Genomic DNA, 23,229 nt, shown 5'->3' on the forward strand with positions numbered 1-23,229 from the left:
CTCAGTACCGCCGGGTCGTGATGTCGGTGAGCGGGGCGCCCTCGCGGACCGTCTTGTTACGGTAGATCACCGCCCCGATCAGGTTCGGCGTCCGGCCGACCGCCGCCAGGAAGTCCGGCCACAGCTCTGAAGGCACCCACGGGCAAGGCGCCCGGGGATCCTCGTCGATGGCCATGTCCACCAGGTCGCGCGCCTGCATCGGGCCGTCGCCCTAGACCAGCCAGTCAATCAGGCCGAGCTTGGCCATCCAGGCCAGGCCCATCTCGATCCCGCGCCGCGAGGGGAGCGGATAGGCCGCCAGCACCTCCCCCACGGTCTGTGCCCGGCCGCCAGCCGCCAGCCGGTCGAGGACGTCCGCGCAGTCCTCCAACGGCGCGCGCAGGCCGGGGAAGGCCACGTCAAGGGTGGCGGTCAGGCCCCGCACGTCGGCGCCGCTGACGCCGGGCGTGGCCGCGATCCGCAGGTCGGCGTCCAGCACCCGGGTCGGGAAGCCTGCAAAGCTCGCAAACGGGTCGCCGCGCACCGGATCGCCCGGCCGGCGCATCACCGGATCGGGCGAAGCCCTTCGGACCTCGGCCAGTTCGTCGGCCAGGGCGGCGATCTGGCGGGCGACCACCGGCCAGTCGAGCATCGAACGCACCCGCTCGCGCCCCGACGCGCCCATCCGCCGCCGCAGCTCCGGCGAGCGGGCGAGCTCGGCGATCGCCTGGCCGGCGCGGCCGGCGTGGACGCCGGTGTAGAGCGCCACCTCGCCCACGTACCTCTGGTAGGTGGCCAGGCCGAAGAGGTGCCGCTCGACCATGGTGACGCCGATGCCGTTGGGCGGGCCGCCCAGGGTCGGGATCAGGAAGCCTTCCTGGCCGTCGCGCACCGTGTAGCGGTAGCCGTCCCAGTCGCTGACCACCACCGGCAGGCCCGCCGCCATGGCCTCGACGGGGGTGATGCCGAAGGTCTCCTGGATGTTGTCCACCAGGGACATGAAGATGTCCGCCCCGGCCCAGAGCTCGCCCACCAGCGTGCGGTCGTTGCCGTCCAGGAAATGAATCGGCGTGTCCGGCGCGTGGATCCTGGCCGCCTCCTCATAGAAGCCGCGGTCGTTCTCGCCGGGGAACCAGCCGGCCAGGGCGAAGTGGATGTTGATCCCGGTCGCGGCGCGCGCCTGCCGCACGGCCTGGAACATGGCCTGCGGGAAGGCCTTTTCGAAGAAGGACAGCCGCCCCACCCACAGCACCAAGACATCGGCGTCGCCGAGGCCGAGCTGGGCGCGGACCTTGGCGCGGGCGTCGCCACGGTCGGCGAGGCCCGCGAAGCGCTCGGCTTCGACGCCCAGCGGGATCACCGGCAGGGCGGGCCGGGGCGGCGGCTTGCCGCCGGTGCGTTCGGCCAGGTAGCCGCCCCAGGCGTCGAACATCTCGACGGTGGCGTCGCGCACGCTGGGCGAGGTGCAGATGATCGCGTCCCAGGCGTGGGTCGGCGCCAGCATGCTGTTGGCGAGGGTCTGGCGGATGGCCGGCGGCGCCAGGGTGTGGATCAGGCCGATCAGGCTGTAGCCGCGGTCGCCGCCGGTGATGCGCCGGAGCCAGGCGAGGTTCTGCAGGTCGGGCTGGCCGCGCAGCAGCACGCCGGCCTCGCGGGCCGGCCGGGTGTTGAGGATCGAACCGGACGTGAGGCGGATCGGGTCCTCAGGGTCGGCCAGCAGGGCCTCGCGCAGATGCGCCTCGTTGGCCGGGTTGAGGCTGAGCACGTCCAGCTGTTCGAAGCCGCCGTGCTGCGCCATGGCCCGCAGCAGCTCGGCGTTGGCGACGTCCTTGCCGAAGACGTTCTGGCGAAGCCCCACCTCGCCCTGCGGATGGAAAATCGAGAATCTGGCGGGCACGGCGGCTCCTGAAACGGGACGGCGCCGATTGCCGGGGCTCCCTGTGGCGAGGGTTCAAGGTTAGATACTGCCGGCGGTTCGGACAATGTCGCGAAGCGCGTGAGCCAAGACCGATCCGACCCGCCAACACGCACCTGGACGCGAATGCCCGACGAGACCCATGACGAGCTGCACCTGCGGGCCGGGGAGCTGCAGCAGGCGCGCCGTTACGCCGAAGCCGCCGAGATCTATCTGGGCCTGGCCAGCCGGGCGCTGACGCTCAGGCTGGCGCTCAACCTGGGCCTCTGCCTGAGCGAGCTGGGCGAGCGGCGCCGGGCGATCAGCTACCTGGAGCAGGCCGCACGCCACAGCCCGGGCCAGCAGGTCGTACGCCGGGTCCTGGCCGTCGCCTACGCCGAGGCCGGCGCGCTGGGCCCGGCCGAGCGGGAGTTCCGCGCCGCCCTCGCCATCGACCCGCTGGACAAGACCACCCAGCTCGCCTTCGCCGGCTTCTGCCTGTCGCTGGGCCGCTATGCCGAGGCCTGGCCGCTGTTCGACGCCCGGGTGGAGCTCAACCCCGGACTGATCCCGCCGGTGGCGGTCAGCTACCCCGAATGGCTGGGCGAGCCGGTGGAGGGCCGCTCGGTGCTGGTCTGGGTGGAGCAGGGCTTCGGCGACAAGATCCAGATGGCCCGCTTCGTGAACAGCCTGAAGGCGCTGGGCGCGGCGCGGGTCACCCTCGCCTGCAACCCGCCGCTCGCCCACCTGTTCACCACCCTGGCGGGCGCCGACAAGCTGATCACCGTCGCCACGGGGCAGTCCGTCGAGGTCCAGAACCATGACTGCTGGACCCGTTACTTTTCCCTGCCGGCCCGGCTGGGCGTGACCCTGGAGACCCTGCCCACCGCGCCTTACCTGTCCGCCCCGCCGGACCGGCTGGCGCGCTGGCAGGGCTTCGGCGGCGGCGCCCGGGTGGGCCTCGCCTGGAAGGCCAGCCCGACGGGCTTCAACGGCGCGAACAAGGGCCTGCCCGACGCGGTCGCCCAGCGGCTGCTGGACGCCGGCGCCGTCAGCCTGCAGCCGGAGGACACCGGCGCCGCCGACTTCGCCGACACCGCCGCGATCATCGCCGGCCTCGACCTGGTGATCTCCATCGACACTTCCGTCGCCCATCTGGCCGGGGCGATGGGCAAGCCCTGCTGGACCCTGTTGCCACAAATCCATTGCGACTGGCGCTGGCTGCTCGGGCGCAGCGATTCGCCCTGGTACCCGACCATGCGGCTCTACCGGCAGACCTCGCCGCGCGATTGGACCGCGACGGTCGATGAGGTGCTGGGCGACCTAGCGGTCGCCGGCCTTGGCCGAGGTCCCAAGCTGGGCGCGGCCTAGGGCCAGCACGCCGTCGACCAGCGCCTCGATGTCCGCCGGCCCCGTACGGTGGTTGACGATGGCCGCGCGGATGGCGGTGCGGCCGCCGAGCGTCGTGGTGGAGGGCGCAACCCGGCCGGCCTCGTGCAGGTCGGCGACGATGGCGGCGTTGTCCGCGCCCCGGTAGGCGAAGCAGACGATGTCCAGCGCCACCGGCGCCATGAGCTCCAGCTCCGGCTCGGCCTCGATACGCGCCGCCAGCGCCTGGGCGAGTTCGCAGGTCCGCCCGATCACCGCGCCCAGGGCGTCGAGGCCATAGGTCTTCAGCGACATCCAGACCTTCAGCGCCCGGAAGCCGCGCGACAGGTCCGGGCCGTAGTCGCAGGGCCACCAGGCGCCGCCGGCCAGGCCGCGCTCAGCGTGCCGCAGGTAGGCGGCCTCGCTGTAGGTGAAGGTGCGCTTGTGGGCCGCGGCGTCGCGCACCAGCAGGAAGCCGGCGTCGTAGGGGACCTGCGCCAGCTTGTGGAAGTCGAGCGCAAGGCTGTCGGCCCGCTCGATCCCCTTCAGCCGCGGCGCCACCTGCGGCGACAGCACCCCCAGCGCGCCCAGCGCGCCGTCGACGTGGAAGGCCGCGCCCTCGCGCCCGGCGATGTCGGCCAGGCCCGAGAGGTCGTCGACGGCGCCCACGTCGACGCTGCCGGCGGTGCCGACGATCAGGAAGGGCTTCAGCCCCGCGGCGCGGTCCGCGGCGATGGCCGCCTCGAGGGCCGGCAGGCTGATGCGGTGCTGGGCGTCGGTCTCGATCAGCCGCAGCCGGTCCCAGCCGAGGCCGGTCATGTCCATGGCGCGCAGGATGCAGGCGTGCACCCCCTTCGAGGCGTAGGCCACCAGCCGCACATCGCCATGCACGCCGGTGTGGCGCACGTCCGCGCCGAGCGCCCGGTCGCGGGCGATCAGCACCGCGCAGAGGTTGGCCAGCGACGTGCCGGTCATGAACAGGCCACTGGCGTCGTCGGGGAAGCCGAACAGCTTCGCCATCCAGGCCACCACCTGGCGCTCCACCTCGATCGGCATGTGGTCGCGGCCGCCCAGGTTGGCGTCCAGGCCGCCGGCCAGCATCTCGGCCAGCATGCCCACCGCCGTGCCGCCGCCCTGCACCCAGCCCATGAAGCCCGGATGGCGGTTGCCGCTGCCGAACGGGGCGATGTCGGCCATGAACTGGGCGTGGACCTCGGCCAGCGGCTGCGGCGCCCGTGGCGGCTCCACGCGGTAGCGGGCGCGGGCCTCGGCCTGCGGCGCCTGCCACAGCGGCCGCTCGCGCAGGCCGGCCAGATTGTCGATCATGTCGTCGAGCATCCGGTGGCCCTGGGCGCGCAGCTCATCCCAGTCGGCGGGGTCGAGGTCGGTCTTGCGGTCCGCCTGGCTCATCGCGGCTCCCGAATCGGTTGGGCGTCCCTGCAGCCTGGACGCCGTGGACGTCCCATATCCGCCGCCGCCGCGCGCCGGAACCCCAGGATCGCACAACGCCAGGGTGCAGGCGCCGATTTGCTTGCACAGCGTGGCTCAGGGTCCCCATAAGGGCCTCATAGTGGAGATCAGGGAGACGGTCGGCTTGCCGCTAGTTGACGACATCAAGGACCTCATCGAGCACGAGACGAGCGAGGCCCAGCAGCTGCTGCGGATTGTCGCCGATGCGATGCCGCGCTCGGTGGAGGCGCACCTTCTGCTGGCGGCCTCCCACCTGCGCCGGCTGGAGCTCGCCCAGGCGCTGATCTACTACCGCGAGACCGTCGAGCTCGATCCGAAGAACGACGAGGCCCTGCGCAGCGTGGGGTTCTGCCTCCTGGCGATGGGCGACTACGAGGGCGCGCTGGCCGCCTTCCGCCACGCCTTCCAGCTGTTGTCCGGCGCGGGCTCCCTGCGGTTCATCGCGCTCCTCTGCCACCGCCTGGGCCGCGTGGAGGAGGCCGTGCAGGCCTACGAGCGCCTGCTGGCCAACTGCCAGCCCACCAGCGGCGAAATCCCCTTTGCCCTGCAGGGCCTGGCCGCCGCCCTGCGCGACGCCGGCCGGCCGATCGTCGCGGACCACTACCTGCGCGACCTGATCGAACGGTTCAGCCGCGACAAGATTGGCGTCTCCTCGAAACTGATCGCCCGCAACAATTCCGACGATTTCCACGAATGGTCGCCCTATGCCGACAAGTCCCGGCTGGCGGCCTCGTTCAACGCGCGGCGCGCGGTCGATCCGGCAGGGCGCTTCCCAGAGAGCTTCGTCCTGCCTCAGGACCGGGCAGCGCTGGAAGCCTTCGCCCAAGGGCCCGACGCGCCGGCGCTCTACATCGTCAAGCCGATCCGCGCGAGCGGCGGCCAGGGGATCAGCGTCACCGCCGACCTGCGCCCAGCGCTGGCGCGCGATGACGTGGTCGTGCAGCGCTATCTCGACCGCCCCTATCTGATTGAAGGCCACAAAGGCCATTGCCGCATCTATGGCCTGATCACCTCGGCCGACCCCCTGCGGGCCTATGTCTATTCCGAGGGCATCGTGCGCATCGCCCCGGAACCCTACGATCCCGATCCGGCCAAGGCCGGCGGGGTCTCGATGCACGTCACAAACACCGCCCTTCACCTGGGCCATCCCGGCCTGCAGATCGGCCAGGACGCCAGCCAGGACGACACGGGCTCGATCCGCAGCCTCTCGGCCCTGCTGCGCCGCATGGCCGCCGACGGCTTCGACCCCGCCCAGGTGTTCGGCGAGATCAAGGCGCTGATGGAATGGCTGGTGCGCATGGTGGCCGCCGAGGGCCTGTTCGCACGCCAGGCGGCCTCGCCGCCCCGGGCCTATCCGCCGAAGCTGTTCGGCCTCGACGTGCTGATCGACCAGGATGGCCATCCCTGGCTGATCGAGATGCAGCGCACGCCCGCCGCGCGCGGCGCGCCGCTGGTCGAGAAGATCAACGCCGAGATGTACGCCAGCGTCTTCCGCATGGCCCATGCGCCGCTGTTCGACGACAACACCCCGCCGGAGCTGATGGCGGCCCTGCGGGCCGACGACACCCTGCGCCGCCGGCGCGAGGCCGAGCTGGAGGTCCTGAACCGCGGCAAGTTCGTTCCTCTGGCCCTCTGAGGGTCCCGCTCTTCGCCTAGTCCTGGATATGCGCGAACTGGGCGTGCAGGGTCTTGAAGGCCTGCGGGATGTCGTCGTGCTTGAAGGGCGCGAAGGTCTTCTTGGCGTTCTCCAGCCGCGCCTTCATGAGCTTGACCACGTCCTGGTGGTTGGCGGCCACGCTGTAGTTCTCCGGCCGGTCGCCGCGGTGGTCGTAGAGCTCGTCGTAACCCAGGAGGCTCATCGGCAGCTTGGCGCCGCGGTAGTAGGCCGCGTCGATGTACTTCCAGTCCTGGGTGCGGATGCCGATCGGCGTCTCGTTGTCGAACAGCACCAGCTGCTCGTGCGGCGAGGCCGCGTTCTTGGCCAGCACCTGGGTGATGTCCTTGCCATCCAGGGTGACGCCCTCCGGCAGGGGCTTGCCGGCCATGGCCAGGATGGTCGGCAGGATGTCGATGCCCATGATGATCGACGAGACCTTCTTGCCGCCCGGCAGCCGGCCCGGCGCCCAGGCCACGAAGGGCACCCGGTAGCCGCCGTCGAAGCCGCCCCCGCCCTTGCGATCGCGTAAGGCGCCCGCCGAACCCTCGAACCAGGGCCCGTTGTCGGAGGTGAAGATGACCACCGTGTCCTTCTCGAGCTTCAGCTCCTTCAGCTTGGCGATCAGGCGCCCCACGATGGAGTCGATCTCCTGCACCACCGCCCCATAGGGCCCGGCGTAGGTGGTGGCGTCGAAGCCGGGATGCGGATGCTCCGGCAGGTGCGGCGAAGAGAGCGCCAGCTCGATGAAGAACGGCTGGTCCTTGTGCGCCTCGATGAAGTGCTCGGCGTGTTCGTAGAACTGCTGCTGCAGCTGGGGGAAGTCGACCGGGCTCTGGGTCGTCTTGTCGGAGCCGGCATAGCTCTCGAACAGCGAGAGCGGCGCCATGTCGTGGCTGTAAGGGATCCCGAAGAAGGCGTCGAAGCCGTGCTTGGTGGGCGGCCAGGCCGCGCCCAGGTGGCCCAGGTGCCACTTGCCGAAGAGAGCGGTGGCGTAGTCGGGCTTCAGCGCCTTGGCGATGGTCACCTCGGTGAGCGGCAGGCCGCGGTCGTCCTGCTGCATGATGACCTCGTAGCCGAGGCCGGTGCGCACCGGATAGCGGCCGGTCAGCAGGCCTGCCCGCGACGGGCTGCAGAGGTTGGCCGGCGAATAGTAGTCGGTGGCGATGACGCCCTCCTTGGCCAACCGCTCCAGGTTCGGGGTCTTCAGCCCTTCCTTGCCGTAGAGACTGACGTCGCCGAAGCCCAGGTCGTCGCACAGCACGACGATGAAGTTCGGCGGCCGCGGCCGCGGCGCGGGCTTGGCGGCCAGGGGCCGGGCCTCGGCCAACAAGGCCGCCGCCGCGCCCGCGGCCAACAGACGTCTGCGATCCATGAAGGTCCTCCGCCGGCGACTGCCGAATCCGAGGGCGACTCTACACCCCCCAATCAGGGCGAAGTGAAGCCTGCCGATGCGTCAGCCGCGAAACGCAGGCGACACCTTCGGGTCGGCCTTCGGATCACTGGGCGACGGCGGCGTCCTTCAGGCCAGAGTCCGAGCAACCCTTGGGCGCGGTCACCGGATTGCAGCGCGCCGAGGCCTTGCCGGGCAGGCTCACCGTGTAGCCGGTCCAGCGGGCGGGCTCGTACCAGGGATAGTCCGTGCTCACCATCTGGGCGCCGCTCGCGAGCGCCTTGTCGCGGGTGGTGGTGTCGCCGCTGCGGCCCTCCTTGGTGTCGGCGTCGGAGCGAGTGCGCACGATGTAGCCCTGCTTCACCAGGGCGTCGATCTCCGCCGGGTTGGCGTCGTTATGCTCCACGAAGGCCGCGTCCGGCGCGCCGGCCTTGGCGTTGGTGAACAGCACCCGGCCCTTCAGCGCCGGATGGCCGGCGACGTAGTTCGGGGTGATGTTCTCCTGGTCCAGCAGGAAGACCACCTTGCCCCGGGCGGCCTTCAAGGTCGGCCAGCCGCCCCCGGCGCCCTTGGCGGCCACCGCCTCGGGAAGGGTCGCGTACTTGCCGCGCACCTGGTCCGGCGTGATCCGCTCATTGTCCGGGAACACCGAGCGGATTTCGGCGTCGAGGGCGTCCAGCGCCTCGGGCGTGAAGCGCTCATAGTCGACCATGCCGGGCACGTCCTTGATCGGACCCTGCGTCTTGGTCTCCACCAGGATGAACAGCGGCAGGTGGTTCGGGTGCGCCTTGGACCAGGCGCGGACCTCCTTCAGGCAGCCCACGAAGGGCTGGCAGTTCGAGATATAGTCGATGTCCTGCACATGCATGACCTTGTAGCCCGGCTTGGCGAATACGTGCTCCGGGTCGAAGGCCGCCGCGCCGCCGGCGTTCAGGGTCGCGCCGAACGGATGGGCGAAGCGGCCGCCCTTGGCGTCGACATAGATATCGAGCTCGATCTGGCGGATGCCGTGGTTGAACTGGGTGGTCAGCCCCGCGTGCTGATAGTCCAGGCCGTCGAAGGCTTTGGGGTTGGTCGCCTGCAACATCTTGGCGACGCCCGGCGTCAGGCCAGCGTGATAGCTGTTGTGCGTGCCGATCACCTGGATCTGGTTGATCCGCAGATCCTCGTCCGATCCGGCAGCGAAGGCGGCGCCGGCCACGGCCAGGGCGCAGACCGCCGCGCCAGCGAGGATGCGATGGGTTCGGGGCATGTCGTCTCCAGCAGGGAAAGGTCAGGTTGACGTAGACGGAACTTCTAGCCGCGAAACATGACAGCTCGCCATCGGTATCGGCGGCGTCGGCGGCGTTGCAGACGTTTGCGCTCAGGCGGCCACAAGGCTGGCGTGGGTGGCCCCGAGCGAGGCCAGCGCGCCGGCCCGCTGCGCCGACCCCACCCGGAACACCAGCACCGACTTGGCGATCTTCTTGGCGGCGCCGATGGCCGCCGTGGCCCATCCGATGAACTCCGCGTCGCCCAAGCCCTGCGGGCACTCGAACGACAGGGCCTGCAGGCCTCCGCCCGCCAGGGGCGCGATGACATTGGGGCTGGGCGCCGCGACCCGTCCGACCACCAGCAGCGCCAGCGGGCGCACCATGGAGGTGGCGGCCAGCAGGACGCCCTGGGGCACTCCGTCGATGTCGAGAATCTCGGTGATCACGCCTAGTTTGACCAGGCCGCCCGCCTCGCGCAGCGGCACACTGACCTCGGCGCGCCCGCGCTGGCTGGACAGGCTGACGAATGAGACCGGGACGATCAGGCTCAATAGCTGCTCGCCGCCCGCCTCCGCCTTCAGCCGGTCGATGCCGCGGGTGATCGTCGCCATGTCGGCGCGGAGCAGGTCGCCGGGCGACAGCGCCGCCACCTGCTTCGGCGTGAGGTCCTCGCCCGTGGCGATCACCACCACCCGGCGGATCATCCGGAAACCGATGCGGGTGAAGCCCTTGAGCTCATAGACTGGCTCCAGCGTGGCCGAGACCCGCAGCCGCCGCCCGTCGGTGGACACGAACGGCGTCCAGCGATTGACCGGGGCCGCCGCCTCGGCCTCGGCGTTGACGATGGCCGCGGGCGGGCTCGCGGCGTCCGGTTCCGGCGACCGGATTTCGCCGAGCGAGGCTTCCGCCTGCACGGCGTCCACCGCCGCGGCCTCCAGCCGCCCCTTGCCGATGCTGGTCACCTGCATGATCCCGGCGGCGGCCATGTGCGAGTCGCCGAGGAAATGGTTCAGCACCTCGCGCAGATAGCGCAGGCAGGCCGCCTGCCCGGCGAGGCGGCCGAGGTCCGGATGGACCACGAAGAAGTCGGTCTCGGAGACGCGCAGATAGGCGCCCTGGTTGGCGACGCCGCGCTCGAGGACCCGGTCGGTGAAGTCCAGCACCTGGTCCTTGCGCAGCGCCCATCGGGCGCCGAACCGCTTTTGCACGGCCTCGACGGAGATGATGTTGAGCTTGCCGGCCGCCATCAGTTGCGGGTCGCTGAACCGTTCGACCGCCTCCTGGACGTCGAGCGACAGCAGGCGGGGAATGTTGGCCAGCGCGCCGGAGCCCGGAGTCCCGGAGGCCGCAGAGGGGCTCAGCGGGCCTTCGCTTCCGGCCACCTCAAACCTCCACGGCGGTTCAGGACGCCCCACGCTAAGGGCGCCCGCGCGAGCCGACAACGTACAACCATTGAGTGAACGACCTCTGACCGGCGTCGCCGGCGCTACTGCTTCTTGACGTGGGCTTCCTGCAGCGGGATCGGCGTGAACTCAGGCGGCGGCGGCTTGGACGCCGGGTCCTCGTCCAGCGACTCGCCCGTGGAGAGCACCTCCCGTTCAAGCGAGGTGGTGAACCGAAGCGCGAAGGGTTCCGGCGGACGGCCGGCGAGGCTCAGGAAGCCGACCGCGGGGTCGACGTTGACGCCCACGCCATAGGCCACATCGGCCGCGGTGCGGCAGACGGTGCGGATCGTCGTGCGGTCGAAGCTCAGCACCCAATGCTGATGCTCGTCCGGGCACGGGTTCTTCAGCTTGCGCACGCCGGTCAAGAAACCCTTGCAGCTCATCGGCTGGTCGAAGGTGACGCGCACCACCAGCACGCCGGGCCGCACCGTGGCGCCGTAGGCGGGGAAGGTGCTGACGATCTTCGGCCGCGGCGCGAAGTCGTTCACCTTCGGCTCCACGCAGACCGCCTGGGGCGTCACGGTGAGTTCTTCGGTTTGCGGAGCGTCATCGGGCGCGGGCTTCGCCTGCGCCCGCGCTTCGGCGGCGTTGGCCAGGCCAAGGACGGCGATGGCGACGAGCAGAATGTCCTTCATGCTGACTCCGAGGCCCCAGGACAGCGTGCGGCCGGCTCAAGGCCGGACGCGAAGGCTAGACCCGGAGCCCGTTCCGCTCAAGCTGCCGGAACAGGGCCTCGCGCGGCCTCGCTTAGCCGCGGCGGGGACGGCGCAGGGTGAAGGTCTCGAAGGGGGCCAGCCGCCCGTCCGGCCCGGCCACGTCGTAGTAGGTCACCTTGATGGTCGTCAGGCCGCCGGGGCGTCCCGGGTCGACCGCGAAGGCGGCGAAACCGTAGGCGTGGGCGGCGTTGCGCACCGCCGACCAGGGCGCTCGTTCGGTGACATAGATCGGCGGGCGGCGGCCGGTCTTGGGGTCGGGCGGGCCGACGGCGGTGATCACCCGGCACTGCGGCGGGTCGAAGAACAGCGCGTTCGAGGGCCGCGAGGTGCCGCCGCCGCCGATCACCATGTGGACCGTGCCCTGGCGGGTGTCGATCGCGTCGGTGGCGGTGGCCGCCGCCAAGGGTGTCAGAGTGGCGTTGGCTTCGTGCCCGCGTAAGGGATGCGAGCGCTCGTAGTGGTGCTCGTGGCCGCACACCACCAGGTCGACGCCGTAGCGGTCGAACAGTGGTGTCCATTCCTGGCGCACGCCCAGGTCGGCGCCGTTGAACTTGTCGGCGGTGGAGATGGCGACCTGGTGCATGCAGACCACGATCCAGTCGATGTCGCGGCTGGCGCGCGCGGCCGACAGCTCTTTCTCCAGCCAAGCCTTCTGCGCCCCGGCCGAATAGCCGCGGACGTAGGAATCGCCGCCGTCCTGGTAGCAGACGTCGTCGTTGGCGATGCTCAGCACACGGACAGAGCCCACGGTGAAGGCGTACCAGAGACCGCGCGTCAGCTCCGTCTGGCCCGCCGCCTCGGGCACCGCGAAATAGGTCTGGTAGGCCTGATAGCCGATCGGCCCGTTGCCGAGCTCGTTCTCGTGGTTGCCGGGCGAGGGCATCCAGGGCCGCCGGCTGGCGCTGCGGCTGTTGTTCGCCCAGAAGTCCCACCAGGCGCGCACCCGGTCGTGGGCCAGGTTGGCGTAGCAGAGGTCTCCGTTGAACAGGTGGAACAGCGGCTGCACCCGCTCCACGCCCGCCGTGGTGTCGGCGGCGGACGGCGAACCCAGATTGTCGTTGACCCACAGCGTATCCGGCAGCTTCACGCCCTCGGGCGGAACATAAGCCTTGCCGAGGCTGGGCGTGCCCTGGTCGCCGAAGCTGGTGAAGGTGAAGGCCGCCCGGCCGCGCGGGGCGGTGCGGAAGGTGGCGAACTGCGGGACCGCGCCCTCGTGCAGGGCGCCATAGAGATAGGCCGTGTCGGGCCGCAGGCCGCTGAGCCTCGCATGGTGGGCGTGGACGGTCTGGCCCGACTTGCCGTCGACGTAACTGACCGTCTGGGCCTCGACGGTCTGCTCCAGCCGCCCGTCCATGCGCCCCAGCAGGACGCGCGGACGCCGCACCGGCTGCAGGCTGTGCCAGGACACCGTCATCTGCGCGGCCGCGTCAGCCCCGAACTGCAGGTGAAGGCCCGCCACGGGCGGGATCGCCGGATCGGTGGGCGCGCCCGGAGCTTCTGCGGCGGCGACCGGCGTCCCAGCCACGACGGCGCCCAAGCCCGCGCCCAGGCCTGCCGCCGCCAGCAACCGGCGCCGGCTGAGCTCGAAATCGGAACCGTCGTCGGATGCGTTCATGGCCGCCAGGTCGCCCAAGGAATGCCGGCCAGCTATCCCAGCTCTGCGACAGTTCGGCAAACCGCCAGAGTTCGTGCGCTGCGCCTGCATGGGCGAACACGTTCACCGAAATTTAGGCGGCGCGGCGGAAAAGTGTCCGTGGGAGCGCCCATGGTTTCAGTTTCGACATCGACGGTCACACCCCCTCATCACCGCGTCACGCCGCCGGCGTCGCCGCAGGTCGCGGCGACGACCGATACGGCGCCCAGCGCCGCGTCCGGCGATCCGGTGGACACCGTGACGCTGTCGGCCCTGGCCCAACAGGTGCTGGACGGCCAGGCGGCGCCGCCAGCGCCGTCAACGACCGCCGCGCCCACGGCCTCTTCCGCGGCGGCGTCTTCCACGCCCGCCGCCGTCACGCCACCAACCCAGGACCAGATCGCCGCCGCCGTGGCCGCGCTCAACGACACCAGCGGCCAGACCTCGCTGGACGACCAGCTCAAGGCCTATGCCCTGCTCACCAATGTGGTGGCGCAGGGCCAGGTGCTGCAGCCGAACCTCGCGCCGCCGGCCACGCCGCCGCCGGGCGGCATGATCGAGGCGACCGACGCGGCCGCCCTGGTCGGCTCGCCGTTCGCCGTGCGCGTCGACCAGGTGGTGGCCCAGGTGAACGGCCAGAAGGACTCCAGCGGCCAGGACAACGGCTACGACCTGGCCAACACCGTCGACAAGGGCCTGGCCGCCTTCAACAGCCTCTCGGCCGACGACCAGCAGATCTATGTGGCGGCGACCAACTTCTCGAACGCCCTGCAGTCGCAGGCCGCGCCGATCGCCTCGGTCGCCGACTATCAGGCGAACCAGCTCGCCCAGGCCGACGTGGACCGCGCGGTGCAGGCGGCGCAGGACAACCCGGCCTACGCCGCCCAGATCCAGACCAACGCCCAGGGCCAGAAGAACAACTTCGCCAGCCGGACGAGCGCCCTGGCCAGCACGGCGCAGGCCGCCGGCGACCAGGCCACCGCCCAGCTCGCGCAACTGGCCGCGTCTGTGTCCGACAGCGCGGCCTTCACAGAGGCCGCCCAGTCCTATTTCACCGCGAACGGCCCGCCGCCCGCCTCGCACCCCAACACCGGGCAGTATTTCCCGTCTCCGGCCGGGACGGCCCCGCCGCCCGGCTACACGCCGCCCGATCCGGCGACCCTGATGAAGGCGCTGTCCAAGCTGGACGACACCGACGGCGCGGTGCTGGTGGGCGACCAGATCTCGGCGCTGAAGCTCCTGAACGGCTTCATCGCCAGCGGCGCGGGCCAGCTGTCGCCGGGCTCGTTGGCCGTGGTCCAGAACGCCCAAGCCTCGCCCTACGCCCAGCGCGCCCAGGAGGACCAGGCCCGGGTCGAAGACTACCTCGTCCCCGGCGAGGACCCCTACCAGCAGATGCTGGACCACCTGAATTCCATGACGCCGGACGACCAGCAGACCTATTTCGGCCAGACCGGCTCCAGTTCCGACGGCGCGGTGATGTTCGCCTCGCTGGGCAGCGAGAAGCAGAACCTCAGCGCGCGCTCCAGCATCATGATCATCTACAACGACGTGCTCCAGGCCTACGGGGTCAGCGACCTCACCCAGCTCGGCTCGAGCTCGGCCAAGACGCTGGCCGACCTGCAGCAGCTGCAAAGCCTGCACGACATGGACCAGCAGAGCGACAGCTGGACGGCCCAGGCCCAGGCCTTCCTCAACAGCGTGACGCCCGCCGACCTCGGCCTCACGCCCACCGACGCCAACGGCGACCCCGACCTGGCCGAGGCGATGAAGACCCTGCAGGCGGTCGCCGACGACCAGAAGGCCTTCGTCAGCGCCATCAAGGGCGGCCAGATGCAGAAGTGGCAGCCGATCACCGAGGCCAAGAAGGCCGCCTCCAAGGTGGCCGCCGCCAGCGACCCGACCGGCCTCGGGCTGTCGGCCACCGCCTAGGCGGCCTTGACCGGAGCCGCGCCGGCGCCGCCTAGATGGCCGTCATGACCGCCGCCTCCGACAAGCCGCCGCGCAGCCCGGCGCCCCTGCTGGGGCCGCGCCTGAAGGCGATCCGGCGCACGCGCAACCTGTCGCTGGACGACCTGGCGGCGCTCTCCGGCGTCTCGAAGTCGATGCTGAGCCAGGTGGAGCGCGGCCAGGCCAACCCGACCTTCGCCACCCTCTGGAGCCTGACCACGGCGCTCGACCTGGAGCTGCCGGAGCTGATCGGCCTGCAGTCCAGTGTCAGCCACCCGGGCATCGAGCTGATGGCCGGCGGCTTCACCCCAGAGATCCGCACCGACGACGGCCTCTGCACCCTGCGCATCCTCAGCCCCACCGATTCGGCCGGCCAGATCGAATGGTACGACCTCGTCCTGCAGCCGGGCGGGGCGCTGGTCTCCTCCGCCCACGCCCGCGGCGCGCGCGAGCACCTGACGGTGCGCGAGGGCGTGCTGCATGTGGCCTCCGGCGGCGACAGCGTGGCGGTCGGCCAGGACGCCACCGCCCGTTACGCCGCCGACGTGCCGCACGCGATCCGCAACCTGGACAAGACGCCCGCGCGGGCCCTCCTGGTGGTGGCGCACGGACGATAGGAGCTGAGAGGGCCGCTTCCGGCTCGCATGGCGGACCGTCGCGACCAGGTCAGGCTGACGCACGCGTGAGCCGCAGCTCGTCGATCAGACTCAACATCACGGCGCGGCGCGCGCCCACCTGTTCCAGGAAGGTGTCCAGTTCGGCCAGCTTGTCTTCCAGGCGCGCCTGCAGCCTCGCCTTCCTAGCGTCGCCCTGGGGCGAACTCAGGTGCGCGGCCACATCTCTCAGGGTGAAGCCCAGGCCTTGCGCCCGGGCGATGAACCGCACGACGTCCAGGTCGTGGTCGCCGTAATCGCGATAGCCATTGGGGAGCCGGGCGGCGGGCGGCAGCAAGCCGTTGGCTTCATAGAAGCGGATTCTTGAAGTGCTGACGCCGGCCCGCTTCGCCAGTTCACCGATGCGCATGACCTTGACCTTCAACCATGGTTGAAGGTGTAGAGCGGCCGTCCCATGGGTCAAGATTGCTCACACTGCATGCCAACGCTCCTCCTGATCCCCGGACTCGGAAGCGACGGCGCCGTGTGGCGGCGAACGGTCGAGGCTCTGGGAGACCGCGTCGATTGCCGGATCGTCGACACGCTCAGCGACGACACCCTAGCGGGGATGGCCCATCGCATCCTCGCCCAGGCGCCGGACCGCTTCGCGCTCGCCGGCGTCTCGATGGGCGGCATGGTTGCAATGGAGCTGATGCGGCTCGCGCCCGAGCGGATCAGCCATCTGGCGCTGATCGATACCAACGCCCTGCCCGACAAGCTTGGGCGCAAGCTATATCGTCACCTTGCCAATCTGGTCGTCGGCGCGACGCGAGATTTCCGACGCCAGGCGCAGGGTAGCCTTAAGGCGCTCGTCCATCCGGATGCGCCGCAGGACGTTCGTACGGAGCTGGTGGAGATGAGCGTGCGGGTCGGCGCCCGCCTATGTTCGGCAGAACCGCGCCGTGATCGCCCGGGGCGATCTGCGTGGCGTGCTGCCCGGAGTCCGGGCGCCGACTTCGGTGATCGTTGGCGAACAGGATCGCATGACACCCATCAGCCTGTCGCGGAAGATCCACGGGCTGATCTCCGGCTCGACGCTCAATCTCATCCCGGACTGCGGCCACCTTCCGCCTATCGAGAAGCCCGAAGCCGTGGCGACGCTGCTCCTGGAGCTTCTTCAGCGACGGGAGCTCAACCAACGTCCGTGATTCGGAATCGCAGGGCCGCGGGCTGCGACCGGCCAAACCTCTGGAATTCCACTATCATGGACACATCGTCTTCTATCCTGCATAACGCACCCCATCTGGAGGCCGCGTCATGCGCAACGACTTCTACACGCGGATCGCCGGCGAGCTGGCGGACATCGAGGCCCAGGGCCTGACCAAGCCCGAGCGGGTGATCGGCTCGCGGCAGGGGCCGCTGGTCGAGGTGCGCCTGGCGGACGGGCGCACGGTTGAAGCGCTGAACTTCTGCGCCAACAACTACCTGGGCCTGGCCGGCGACCCGCGCGTGGCGGAGGCCGCCGCCCGCGCCGCGCGAGACGCCGGAGCCGGCATGGCCTCGGTGCGCTTCATCTGCGGCACCCAGGCGATCCACAAGGAGCTGGAGGCGGCCACTGCCGACTACCTCGGCTACGAGGACTCCATCCTGTTCGCCGCCGCCTTCGACGCCAACGGCGGGGTGTTCGAGCCCCTGCTGGGCGAGGACGACGCGATCATCTCCGACAGCCTGAACCACGCCTCGATCATCGACGGGGTGCGGCTGTGCAAGGCGCAGCGCCGGCGGTTCCCGAACGGCGACATGGAGGCCCTGGAGGGCGAACTGAAGGCCGCGCGGGCGTCCGGGGCGCGGACCATCCTGATCGCCACCGACGGCGTCTTCTCCATGGACGGCCACATCGCCCAGTTGGACGGGATCACCGCGCTGGCCGACCGCTACGACGCGCTCGTGATGGTCGACGACTGCCACGCCACGGGCTTCCTGGGCGACGGCGGCCGCGGCTCGGCGGCCTACCGCAAGGTGGAAGGCCGCGTCGACATCCTGACCGGCACCTACGGCAAGGCGCTTGGCGGGGCGATGGGCGGCTTCGTGGCGGCCCGCAAGCCGGTCATCGACCTGCTGCGCCAGCGGGCGCGACCCTATCTGTTCTCGAACGCACTCGCCCCCGCGGTCTGCGGCGCGGCGCTCGCGGCCATCGAGATCGCCCGCGGGCTGCAGGGCGAAGACCTGCGCGGCCGCCTGTCGGCCAACGCCCAGCGCTGGCGCGGCGCCCTGGAGCAGTCCGGCTTCGACCTGGTCCCCGGCGAGCATCCCATCGTGCCGGTCATGCTGGGCGAGGCGCGCCTGGCGCAGGACCTGGCCGCGGAGTTGCTGACGCGCGGCGTCTTCGTCACCGGCTTCTCGTTCCCCGTGGTGCCGCGCGGCCAGGCGAGGATCCGCACCCAGCTTTCCGCCGCCCACACGCCCGAGCACCTCGACACCGCCGCCCGCGCCTTCGCCGAGGCGCGCGACGCCGTGCTCGCGCGTTCAACATCCCAGACTGGAGCCGACCGATGACCATGCACATGCTGGGGCTGTCGAAGCTGAAACCCGCCGAGGGCCTGTGGAGCACCGAGGCCGACGTGCCGGCTTGCGGGCCGGACGAGGTGCTGATCCGCATCCGCCGCACCGCCATCTGCGGCACCGACCTGCACATCTGGCGCTGGGACGACTGGGCGAAGGCGACCATCCCGGTGCCGATGATCGTCGGACACGAATACGCCGGCGAGATCGTCGAGATCGGCTCCGCCGTCACCCGCAAGCTGCACGTGGGCCAGCGGGTCTCCGGCGAGGGCCACATCATCGACCTGAACTCGGCCGCCGCTCGGGCCGGCCGCTTCCACCTCGACCCCGGCACCAAGGGCGTCGGGGTCAATCGTCAGGGCGCCTTCGCCGAATACCTGGCGATCCCGGCCTTCAACGTCGTGCCCCTGCCCGACGAGGTGAGCTTCGAGGTCGGCGCCCTGCTCGACCCGTTCGGCAACGCCGTGCACACCGCCCAGCAGTTCGACCTGATGGGCGAGGACGTGCTGGTCACCGGCGCGGGTCCCATCGGCATCATGGCCGCCGCCGTCGCCCGCCGGGCCGGCGCGCGCAGCGTGGTGATCACCGACCAGAACCCCTATCGCCTGGCCCTGGCCGAGAAGCTCGCCGACGTGCGTCCGGTGGACGTGACCCACGAGGACCTGGCCGACGTGCAGCACGAGCTGGGGATCGAGAACGGCTTCGGCGTGGCCCTGGAGATGTCCGGCGCGGTCCAGGCCATCGACCAGGCGGTCGACGCCCTGGCCATGGGCGGCAAGCTCGCCATGCTGGGCATCCCGGGAAAGTCCATGGACGTGGCCTGGTCGCGGATCATCCTGAAGGCGCTGACCATCAAGGGCGTCTACGGCCGCGAGATGTTCGAGACCTGGCGCAAGATGTTCGGCCTGATCCGCAACGGCCTCGACCTCGAGCCCCTGATCACCCACCGCCTGGACGCCAAGGATTTCCATAAGGGCTTCGACGCCGCCCTCTCCGGCCAGGCGGGCAAGGTCGTGCTGAGCTGGTAGAGGCGCGACGCCGCGGCCTCGTCAGCTCCAGCCGAGGCCCAGGCTCTTCTGCAGGGCGATGAAGTCGTTGGTGAGCTGGGCGCGGGCGTCGGCGACGCCCTGCTCGGCCTGGACGCGCTGGCGCTCGGTATCGAGCACCTCCAGCGTCGTCGCCGTGCCGCCCTTCTGGCGCAGGGCCTCCAGCGTGGCGGACCGCTCGGCCGAGGCCTGGACCCGCAGGAGGCTCTCCAGGCTGTCGCGCTGACGGCCGTATCGGGAGAGCGAGGTCTCCGCGTCCTGCAGGGCTTCCAGCACCGTCTTGCGGTAGGTAGCGAGCGCCTCTGCGTCGGCGCCCTTGGCCTCGGCGATCTGCGCGCGGACCCGGCCGAAGTCGAACGGCGTCCACTGCAGCAGGGGCGCCAGGATGGTGCTCTGGCTGGAGCTGTCGAACAGGTGCGAGAGCTCCGGGGCCGTGTAGCCGATGGAGCCCAGCAGCGTGACCTTCGGGAAGAGGTCAGCGGTGCGTTCGCCGATCACGGCGTTGGCCTGCTGCAACTGCCGCTCGGCCTGGCGGATGTCGGGGCGGCGGCGCAGCAGGGCGGCCGGATCGCCCACCGCCACCACGGCGGGCGGCGCCGGCGTCGCGGCGGCGGCGGAGAGCTCGGCGTCGAGCGCCCCCGGCTCGCGGCCGGTGAGCACCGCCAGCCGGTCCAACTGCTCGGTGATCTGCGCCTGCAGCGGGACGATCTGCGCCTGAGTCGACTGGAACTGGTTGTTGAGCTTCTCGACGTCCAGCTCCGAGGCCGTGCCGCCGGCCTGGCGCTGGCGGGTCAGGTCCAGCATCTGGCGCTCGAGGTCGGCGTCGCGGCGCGACAGGGCCATGCGCTGCTGCAGCTGGCGCAGGGTGACGTAGGCCTGGGCGACCTCGGCCTCCAGGCTGACCTTGGCGCCGTCGAAGGCCGCGTCAGCGGCCTGGGCCTTGGCCTTGGCGCCTTCGACGCCGCGCCGCTTGCCGCCAAACAGGTCGAGCTCCCAGGTGGCGTCGAAGTCGGCGGTGTAGATCTCCAGGGTCGAGGGCAGGGCTAGGCCGGCCGCGGCGGCGCTCTGCCCGCTGGCCTGGCCGCCGCCCAGCGCGCCGCTCAGGCCCGTGGCGCGCAGATAGGCCGCCGTGGTCCCGGTTGTGGGCAGGCCCTGGGCGCGCGCGCCCTTCAGCCCGGCGCGGGCCTGGACGATGCGGGCGCGGGCCACCGCCAGGTCGGGGCTGGAGCGCAGGGCCTCGTCGACCAGCGCATCGAGCTCGGCGTCGTTCAGCGCGGTCCACCAGTGCGAGGCGGGCTCGCCGGCGGTCACCGCGTCGCCGCGGTGGAAGGCCGGCGCATGGGCGGCCTGCGGCGCGACGGTAGGCGGGCCCTTGTAGTTCGGGCCGACGACGCAGCCGCCCAGCAGGGCCGCGGCGGCCCCGAGCGCGGAGAAACGGGCGAGGGTGAGGCGCGGGCGGGTCAATGCATCATCTCCGTCGCGGCGGCGGCCTTGGGCGGCGGGCGCAGCAGGAAGACCAGCGGCGCCATGCAGATCAACGCTATGCCCAGGAGCCAGAAGCCCTCGGCATAGGTGATCACCATGGCCTGCTGGTGGATCGTGCCCGCCAGGCTCCGCAGCGCCTGGGTCTGCGCCGCCCCGAGGTCGCCGCCGTTGGTCGCCGCGAAGCCGGCCGCCTGGTCGGCGATGCGGGACTGGGCGAGCTCGGAATTCTGGGTGACGCTCTGGCCGATGGCGTCGGCGTGGGATTCCACCCGGCGGTCGATGAACACGCCCAGCAGCGCCAGGCCCAGCGAGCCGCCGAGGTTCCGGGCCATGTTGAACAGGCCGGCCGCATCGGCGGCGTCCTCCCGCGAGACCGAGCCGACCGAGGCCTGGTTCAGCGGCATGAAGCAGAGGATTTGCCCGACGCCCTGGATCAGCTGCGAGAAGAAGAAGTGGTCGCCGCCGGTGTCGGCGGTCAGGCTGGTGTTGAAGAAGCAGCTCACCGCGAAGCAGCCCAGGCCGATCAGCACCGTCAGCCGCAGCGGCGCATGGCCCAGGATCAGCGGCAACAGGGGCATCATCAGGAAGGCCGGGATGCCGGAAATCGCCAGAATGCGGCCCGACTGCTCGGCGTTGTAGCCGGCGATCAGCGACAGGAACTGCGGCAGCACATAGAGCACGCCGTAGAGCACCATCCCGATCACCACGATGATCAGGATCACGCTGGCGTAGGAGCGGTTGAGCATCAGCCGCAGCTTGATCACCGGCTCGCGCGCGGTGGCCTGGGCGACCGCCAGCAGGACGAAGCCGAGCGCCGAGACCGCCGTCAGGCCGACGATGAAGCCGGATTCGAACCAGCGGTCGCGCTGGCCCTCTTCCAGCACAACGGTCAGGCAGGAGAGGCCGAAGGTCATGCCGACGATGCCCAGCCAGTCGGCCTCGACCAGCCGCTCCAGCTTCATCCGCTCGTGCGGCAGGCCGAGCAGCAGCAGGGTGAAGAGCGCGCCGGCCACCGGCAGGTTGAGGAAGAAGCACCAGCGCCAGCTGACGCTCTCGGTCAGCCAGCCGCCGATCACCGGCCCGACCAGCGGGCCCAGGAGCACGATCAGGCCGAACAGCGTCATACCGATGGGGATCTGCTTGGGCGGCAGGCGGGTGCGCACGATGGTTTGGGCGGTGGGGATCAGCGCGCCGCCGAAGAACCCCTGCCCGACCCGGCCCAGGATCATGGTCGGCAGGTCGTGGGCCAGGCCGCAGGTCATCGAGAACAGGGTGAAGAGCCCGCCGCAGATCAGCAGCAGGTTACGCAGGCCAAGCAGCCGCGAGAGCCAGGCGGCGAGCGGGATCATCACCACCTCGCTCACCAGATAGCCCGTGGAGATCCAGGTGCCTTCCGTACCGCTGGCGCCCACCTCGCCCTGGATCTGCGGCAGGGCCGAGTTGACGATGGAGATGTCCAGGGAGGCGATCAGGGCGCCGAGCGCCCCGGCGATCACCGCGATCCAGTCCCCCAGGGAGGCGCGTTGCTCCGCCCCGGCGGAGGCGGCGACGCTCACCGGGCCGCCCTCTGCCGTTCGGGCGCCGCGCTGGTGTCCACCGAGACCGTCGCCGATAGGCCGGGCAGGATGCGGCCCTGCAGGTCCTGCGGCGGGCGCAGGCGGAAGCGGACGGGCACGCGCTGGACGATCTTGGTGAAGTTGCCGGTGGCGTTCTCCGGCGGCAGCAGGGCGAACTGGGCGCCGGTGCCGGGCGAGAAGCTGTCGACCACCGCCTCGATCTTGCGGCCGCCGAAGGCGTCGAGGCTCACCGTGGCGCGCTGGCCGATCTGCATGCGACCGATCTGGGTCTCCTTGAAGTTGCCGACCAGGTAGACGTCCTGCACCGGCACCACCGACATCAGCCGCGCGCCGGGCTGGACGAACTGGCCGAGGCGCACGCTCTTGTCGCCGATCCGCCCGGCGATGGCGGCGCGGATCAGGGTGTCGCCGAGGTTGATCTGCGCCGTGGTCACCTGCGCCTGCGCGGCCTTGAGCTGGGCCTCCGCCTGGCCGACCTGGGCGCTCAAGGTGGCGACCTGGCGCTCGGCCTGCGCCTTGGCGGCGGCGTTGGCGCGGGCGGTGGCCTGAGCCTGATTGCGCTGGTCGACCGCCTGGGCGTAGCGCTGCTGGGTCTCGACGCCCTGGCTCGACAACAGCTTGTAGCGCTCGGCCTCATGGTCGGCGTAGGCGGCGGCGTCCTGCGCGCCCTTGAGTTGGGCCGAGGCCTGGGCCACCGCTTCCTGCTGCTGGGCCACCTGCCGCCGGGCCGCCTCGATGTCGGCCTCGCGGGCCGCCGCCGTGGCGCGCTGAGTGGCGAGTGTCGCGTCATAGTTGGCGGTGTCGATCTTCAGGAGGGGCTGGCCGGCGGCGACCGCCTGGTTGTCCGCGACATAGACCGCCTCGACATAGCCCGAGACCTTCGGCGCCACCGTCACCTGGTCGGCGCGGACATAGGCGTCGTTGGTGCTCTGCACGAACCGGCCATGGGTGAACCAGCGGAAGCCGAGGACAGCGACCCCGATCACGACGACGATGCCTACCAGCAGCAGCACGACGCGGACCCGCGGGTTGGCGAGCGGCGACGGCCGCTTCGGCGGGACGTCGGGTCCGCCCGGCGGGCGCGCGCCATCGCCGTCGGACTGAGGGGCTGGGTCCGCCATCGGAGTCATCCTGGAACCGGCGGGGGAGCGCCGGATGCGCGATTTCGTCCAGTTGGCAGATGTCTGTCAAATGGAATATGTTTGTCGGAT

General features: G+C 70.9%; 19 protein-coding genes. 7 read left to right on the forward strand and 12 right to left on the reverse strand.

Annotation, left to right across the window (positions count from 1 at the left end; translation table 11 throughout):
- Position 1: 1 nt before the first annotated feature.
- Both E8A49_RS18370 and E8A49_RS18375 read right to left on the reverse strand, forming a co-directional pair.
- A complete protein-coding gene (locus E8A49_RS18370; RefSeq protein ID WP_293384898.1) occupies positions 2-199 on the reverse strand; it encodes a hypothetical protein in 198 nt (65 codons plus the stop codon).
- 12 nt (positions 200-211) lie between these two features.
- Positions 212-1,876 carry a glycosyltransferase family 4 protein gene (locus E8A49_RS18375; RefSeq protein ID WP_293384901.1) on the reverse strand — a complete coding sequence of 555 codons (1,665 nt, stop codon included), beginning with the start codon at positions 1,874-1,876 and terminating at the stop codon, positions 212-214.
- Positions 1,877-2,020: 144 nt separating this feature from the next.
- Between E8A49_RS18375 and E8A49_RS18380 the strand changes: the two genes are divergently transcribed.
- Entirely contained in the window at positions 2,021-3,244 is a 1,224-nt protein-coding gene (locus E8A49_RS18380; RefSeq protein ID WP_293384904.1) for a tetratricopeptide repeat-containing glycosyltransferase family protein, read from the forward strand.
- Here the strand turns inward: E8A49_RS18380 and E8A49_RS18385 are convergent.
- A complete protein-coding gene (locus tag E8A49_RS18385) occupies positions 3,197-4,651 on the reverse strand; it encodes a pyridoxal-dependent decarboxylase (RefSeq protein WP_293384907.1) in 1,455 nt (484 codons plus the stop codon). The genes E8A49_RS18380 and E8A49_RS18385 overlap by 48 nt on opposite strands.
- Positions 4,652-4,835: 184 nt before the next feature.
- Between E8A49_RS18385 and E8A49_RS18390 the strand changes: the two genes are divergently transcribed.
- The gene (locus tag E8A49_RS18390) at positions 4,836-6,347 is read left to right on the forward strand and encodes a tetratricopeptide repeat protein (RefSeq protein ID WP_293384910.1); all 1,512 of its coding nucleotides are present in this window, start codon (positions 4,836-4,838) and stop codon (positions 6,345-6,347) included.
- Between the two features lie 16 nt (positions 6,348-6,363).
- On the opposite strand, the gene E8A49_RS18395 is transcribed toward E8A49_RS18390, so the two are convergent.
- The 5 genes from E8A49_RS18395 to E8A49_RS18415 form a co-directional block, all read right to left on the reverse strand.
- The gene (locus E8A49_RS18395; protein WP_293384913.1) at positions 6,364-7,740 is read right to left on the reverse strand and encodes a sulfatase-like hydrolase/transferase; all 1,377 of its coding nucleotides are present in this window, start codon (positions 7,738-7,740) and stop codon (positions 6,364-6,366) included.
- Positions 7,741-7,864: 124 nt separating this feature from the next.
- Complete coding sequence (locus E8A49_RS18400; protein WP_293384916.1) at positions 7,865-9,010, reverse strand: phosphatidylinositol-specific phospholipase C1-like protein; 1,146 nt, start codon at positions 9,008-9,010, stop codon at positions 7,865-7,867.
- Between the two features lie 111 nt (positions 9,011-9,121).
- Positions 9,122-10,393: a hypothetical protein gene (locus E8A49_RS18405; RefSeq protein ID WP_293384919.1), complete on the reverse strand. Its 1,272-nt coding sequence runs from the start codon at positions 10,391-10,393 to the stop codon at positions 9,122-9,124.
- A gap of 104 nt (positions 10,394-10,497) precedes the next feature.
- Positions 10,498-11,091: a hypothetical protein gene (locus E8A49_RS18410; RefSeq protein WP_293384922.1), complete on the reverse strand. Its 594-nt coding sequence runs from the start codon at positions 11,089-11,091 to the stop codon at positions 10,498-10,500.
- Positions 11,092-11,203: 112 nt separating this feature from the next.
- Positions 11,204-12,787, reverse strand: coding sequence for a fibronectin type III domain-containing protein (locus E8A49_RS18415; RefSeq protein ID WP_293384925.1), 1,584 nt, complete (start codon positions 12,785-12,787; stop codon positions 11,204-11,206).
- A gap of 150 nt (positions 12,788-12,937) precedes the next feature.
- Between E8A49_RS18415 and E8A49_RS18420 the strand changes: the two genes are divergently transcribed.
- Both E8A49_RS18420 and E8A49_RS18425 read left to right on the forward strand, forming a co-directional pair.
- Positions 12,938-14,737: a hypothetical protein gene (locus E8A49_RS18420; RefSeq protein WP_293384928.1), complete on the forward strand. Its 1,800-nt coding sequence runs from the start codon at positions 12,938-12,940 to the stop codon at positions 14,735-14,737.
- A gap of 35 nt (positions 14,738-14,772) precedes the next feature.
- On the forward strand, positions 14,773-15,372 hold the full coding sequence (locus tag E8A49_RS18425) for an XRE family transcriptional regulator (RefSeq protein WP_293384931.1): 600 nt from the start codon (positions 14,773-14,775) through the stop codon (positions 15,370-15,372).
- Positions 15,373-15,421: 49 nt separating this feature from the next.
- Here E8A49_RS18425 and E8A49_RS18430 read toward each other — a convergent pair whose 3' ends face one another.
- The gene (locus E8A49_RS18430) at positions 15,422-15,778 is read right to left on the reverse strand and encodes a MerR family transcriptional regulator (RefSeq protein ID WP_293384934.1); all 357 of its coding nucleotides are present in this window, start codon (positions 15,776-15,778) and stop codon (positions 15,422-15,424) included.
- A 532-nt stretch (positions 15,779-16,310) separates the two neighbouring features.
- Here E8A49_RS18430 and E8A49_RS18435 point away from each other — a divergent pair.
- The 3 genes from E8A49_RS18435 (at position 16,311) to tdh (ending at position 18,938) form a co-directional block, all read left to right on the forward strand.
- The gene (locus tag E8A49_RS18435) at positions 16,311-16,556 is read left to right on the forward strand and encodes an alpha/beta hydrolase (RefSeq protein WP_293384937.1); all 246 of its coding nucleotides are present in this window, start codon (positions 16,311-16,313) and stop codon (positions 16,554-16,556) included.
- A 109-nt stretch (positions 16,557-16,665) separates the two neighbouring features.
- Positions 16,666-17,904 (forward strand): glycine C-acetyltransferase, encoded by a 1,239-nt coding sequence (locus E8A49_RS18440; RefSeq protein WP_293384940.1) that lies wholly within the window; start codon positions 16,666-16,668, stop codon positions 17,902-17,904.
- Between the two features lie 8 nt (positions 17,905-17,912).
- Complete coding sequence (tdh, locus tag E8A49_RS18445) at positions 17,913-18,938, forward strand: L-threonine 3-dehydrogenase (protein ID WP_366928836.1); 1,026 nt, start codon at positions 17,913-17,915, stop codon at positions 18,936-18,938.
- Positions 18,939-18,959: 21 nt separating this feature from the next.
- Here tdh and E8A49_RS18450 read toward each other — a convergent pair whose 3' ends face one another.
- From E8A49_RS18450 to E8A49_RS18460, 3 genes are read right to left on the reverse strand one after another with little or no spacing between them, the layout of a single operon-like run.
- Positions 18,960-20,420: an efflux transporter outer membrane subunit gene (locus E8A49_RS18450; RefSeq protein ID WP_293384945.1), complete on the reverse strand. Its 1,461-nt coding sequence runs from the start codon at positions 20,418-20,420 to the stop codon at positions 18,960-18,962.
- Entirely contained in the window at positions 20,417-21,997 is a 1,581-nt protein-coding gene (locus E8A49_RS18455) for a DHA2 family efflux MFS transporter permease subunit (protein ID WP_293384948.1), read from the reverse strand. The genes E8A49_RS18450 and E8A49_RS18455 overlap by 4 nt, the downstream gene beginning before the upstream one ends.
- The gene (locus tag E8A49_RS18460) at positions 21,994-23,139 is read right to left on the reverse strand and encodes an HlyD family secretion protein (protein ID WP_293384951.1); all 1,146 of its coding nucleotides are present in this window, start codon (positions 23,137-23,139) and stop codon (positions 21,994-21,996) included. The genes E8A49_RS18455 and E8A49_RS18460 overlap by 4 nt, the downstream gene beginning before the upstream one ends.
- Between the last annotated feature and the right edge of the window lie 90 nt (positions 23,140-23,229).

It is taken from the genome of Phenylobacterium sp. (assembly GCF_004799515.1).
Lineage (GTDB): Bacteria > Pseudomonadota > Alphaproteobacteria > Caulobacterales > Caulobacteraceae > Phenylobacterium.

Coding starts and splice junctions, on each gene's coding strand:
- E8A49_RS18440 (WP_293384940.1), top strand. CDS start 16,666: ATGCGCAACGACTTCTACACGCGGATCGCCGGCGAGCTGGCGGACATC.
- E8A49_RS18430 (WP_293384934.1), bottom strand. CDS start 15,778: ATGCGCATCGGTGAACTGGCGAAGCGGGCCGGCGTCAGCACTTCAAGA.
- E8A49_RS18385 (WP_293384907.1), bottom strand. CDS start 4,651: ATGAGCCAGGCGGACCGCAAGACCGACCTCGACCCCGCCGACTGGGAT.
- E8A49_RS18460 (WP_293384951.1), bottom strand. CDS start 23,139: ATGGCGGACCCAGCCCCTCAGTCCGACGGCGATGGCGCGCGCCCGCCG.
- E8A49_RS18425 (WP_293384931.1), top strand. CDS start 14,773: ATGGCCGTCATGACCGCCGCCTCCGACAAGCCGCCGCGCAGCCCGGCG.
- tdh (WP_366928836.1), top strand. CDS start 17,913: ATGCTGGGGCTGTCGAAGCTGAAACCCGCCGAGGGCCTGTGGAGCACC.
- E8A49_RS18410 (WP_293384922.1), bottom strand. CDS start 11,091: ATGAAGGACATTCTGCTCGTCGCCATCGCCGTCCTTGGCCTGGCCAAC.
- E8A49_RS18380 (WP_293384904.1), top strand. CDS start 2,021: ATGCCCGACGAGACCCATGACGAGCTGCACCTGCGGGCCGGGGAGCTG.
- E8A49_RS18420 (WP_293384928.1), top strand. CDS start 12,938: ATGGTTTCAGTTTCGACATCGACGGTCACACCCCCTCATCACCGCGTC.
- E8A49_RS18395 (WP_293384913.1), bottom strand. CDS start 7,740: ATGGATCGCAGACGTCTGTTGGCCGCGGGCGCGGCGGCGGCCTTGTTG.
- E8A49_RS18415 (WP_293384925.1), bottom strand. CDS start 12,787: ATGAACGCATCCGACGACGGTTCCGATTTCGAGCTCAGCCGGCGCCGG.
- E8A49_RS18400 (WP_293384916.1), bottom strand. CDS start 9,010: ATGCCCCGAACCCATCGCATCCTCGCTGGCGCGGCGGTCTGCGCCCTG.
- E8A49_RS18370 (WP_293384898.1), bottom strand. CDS start 199: ATGCAGGCGCGCGACCTGGTGGACATGGCCATCGACGAGGATCCCCGG.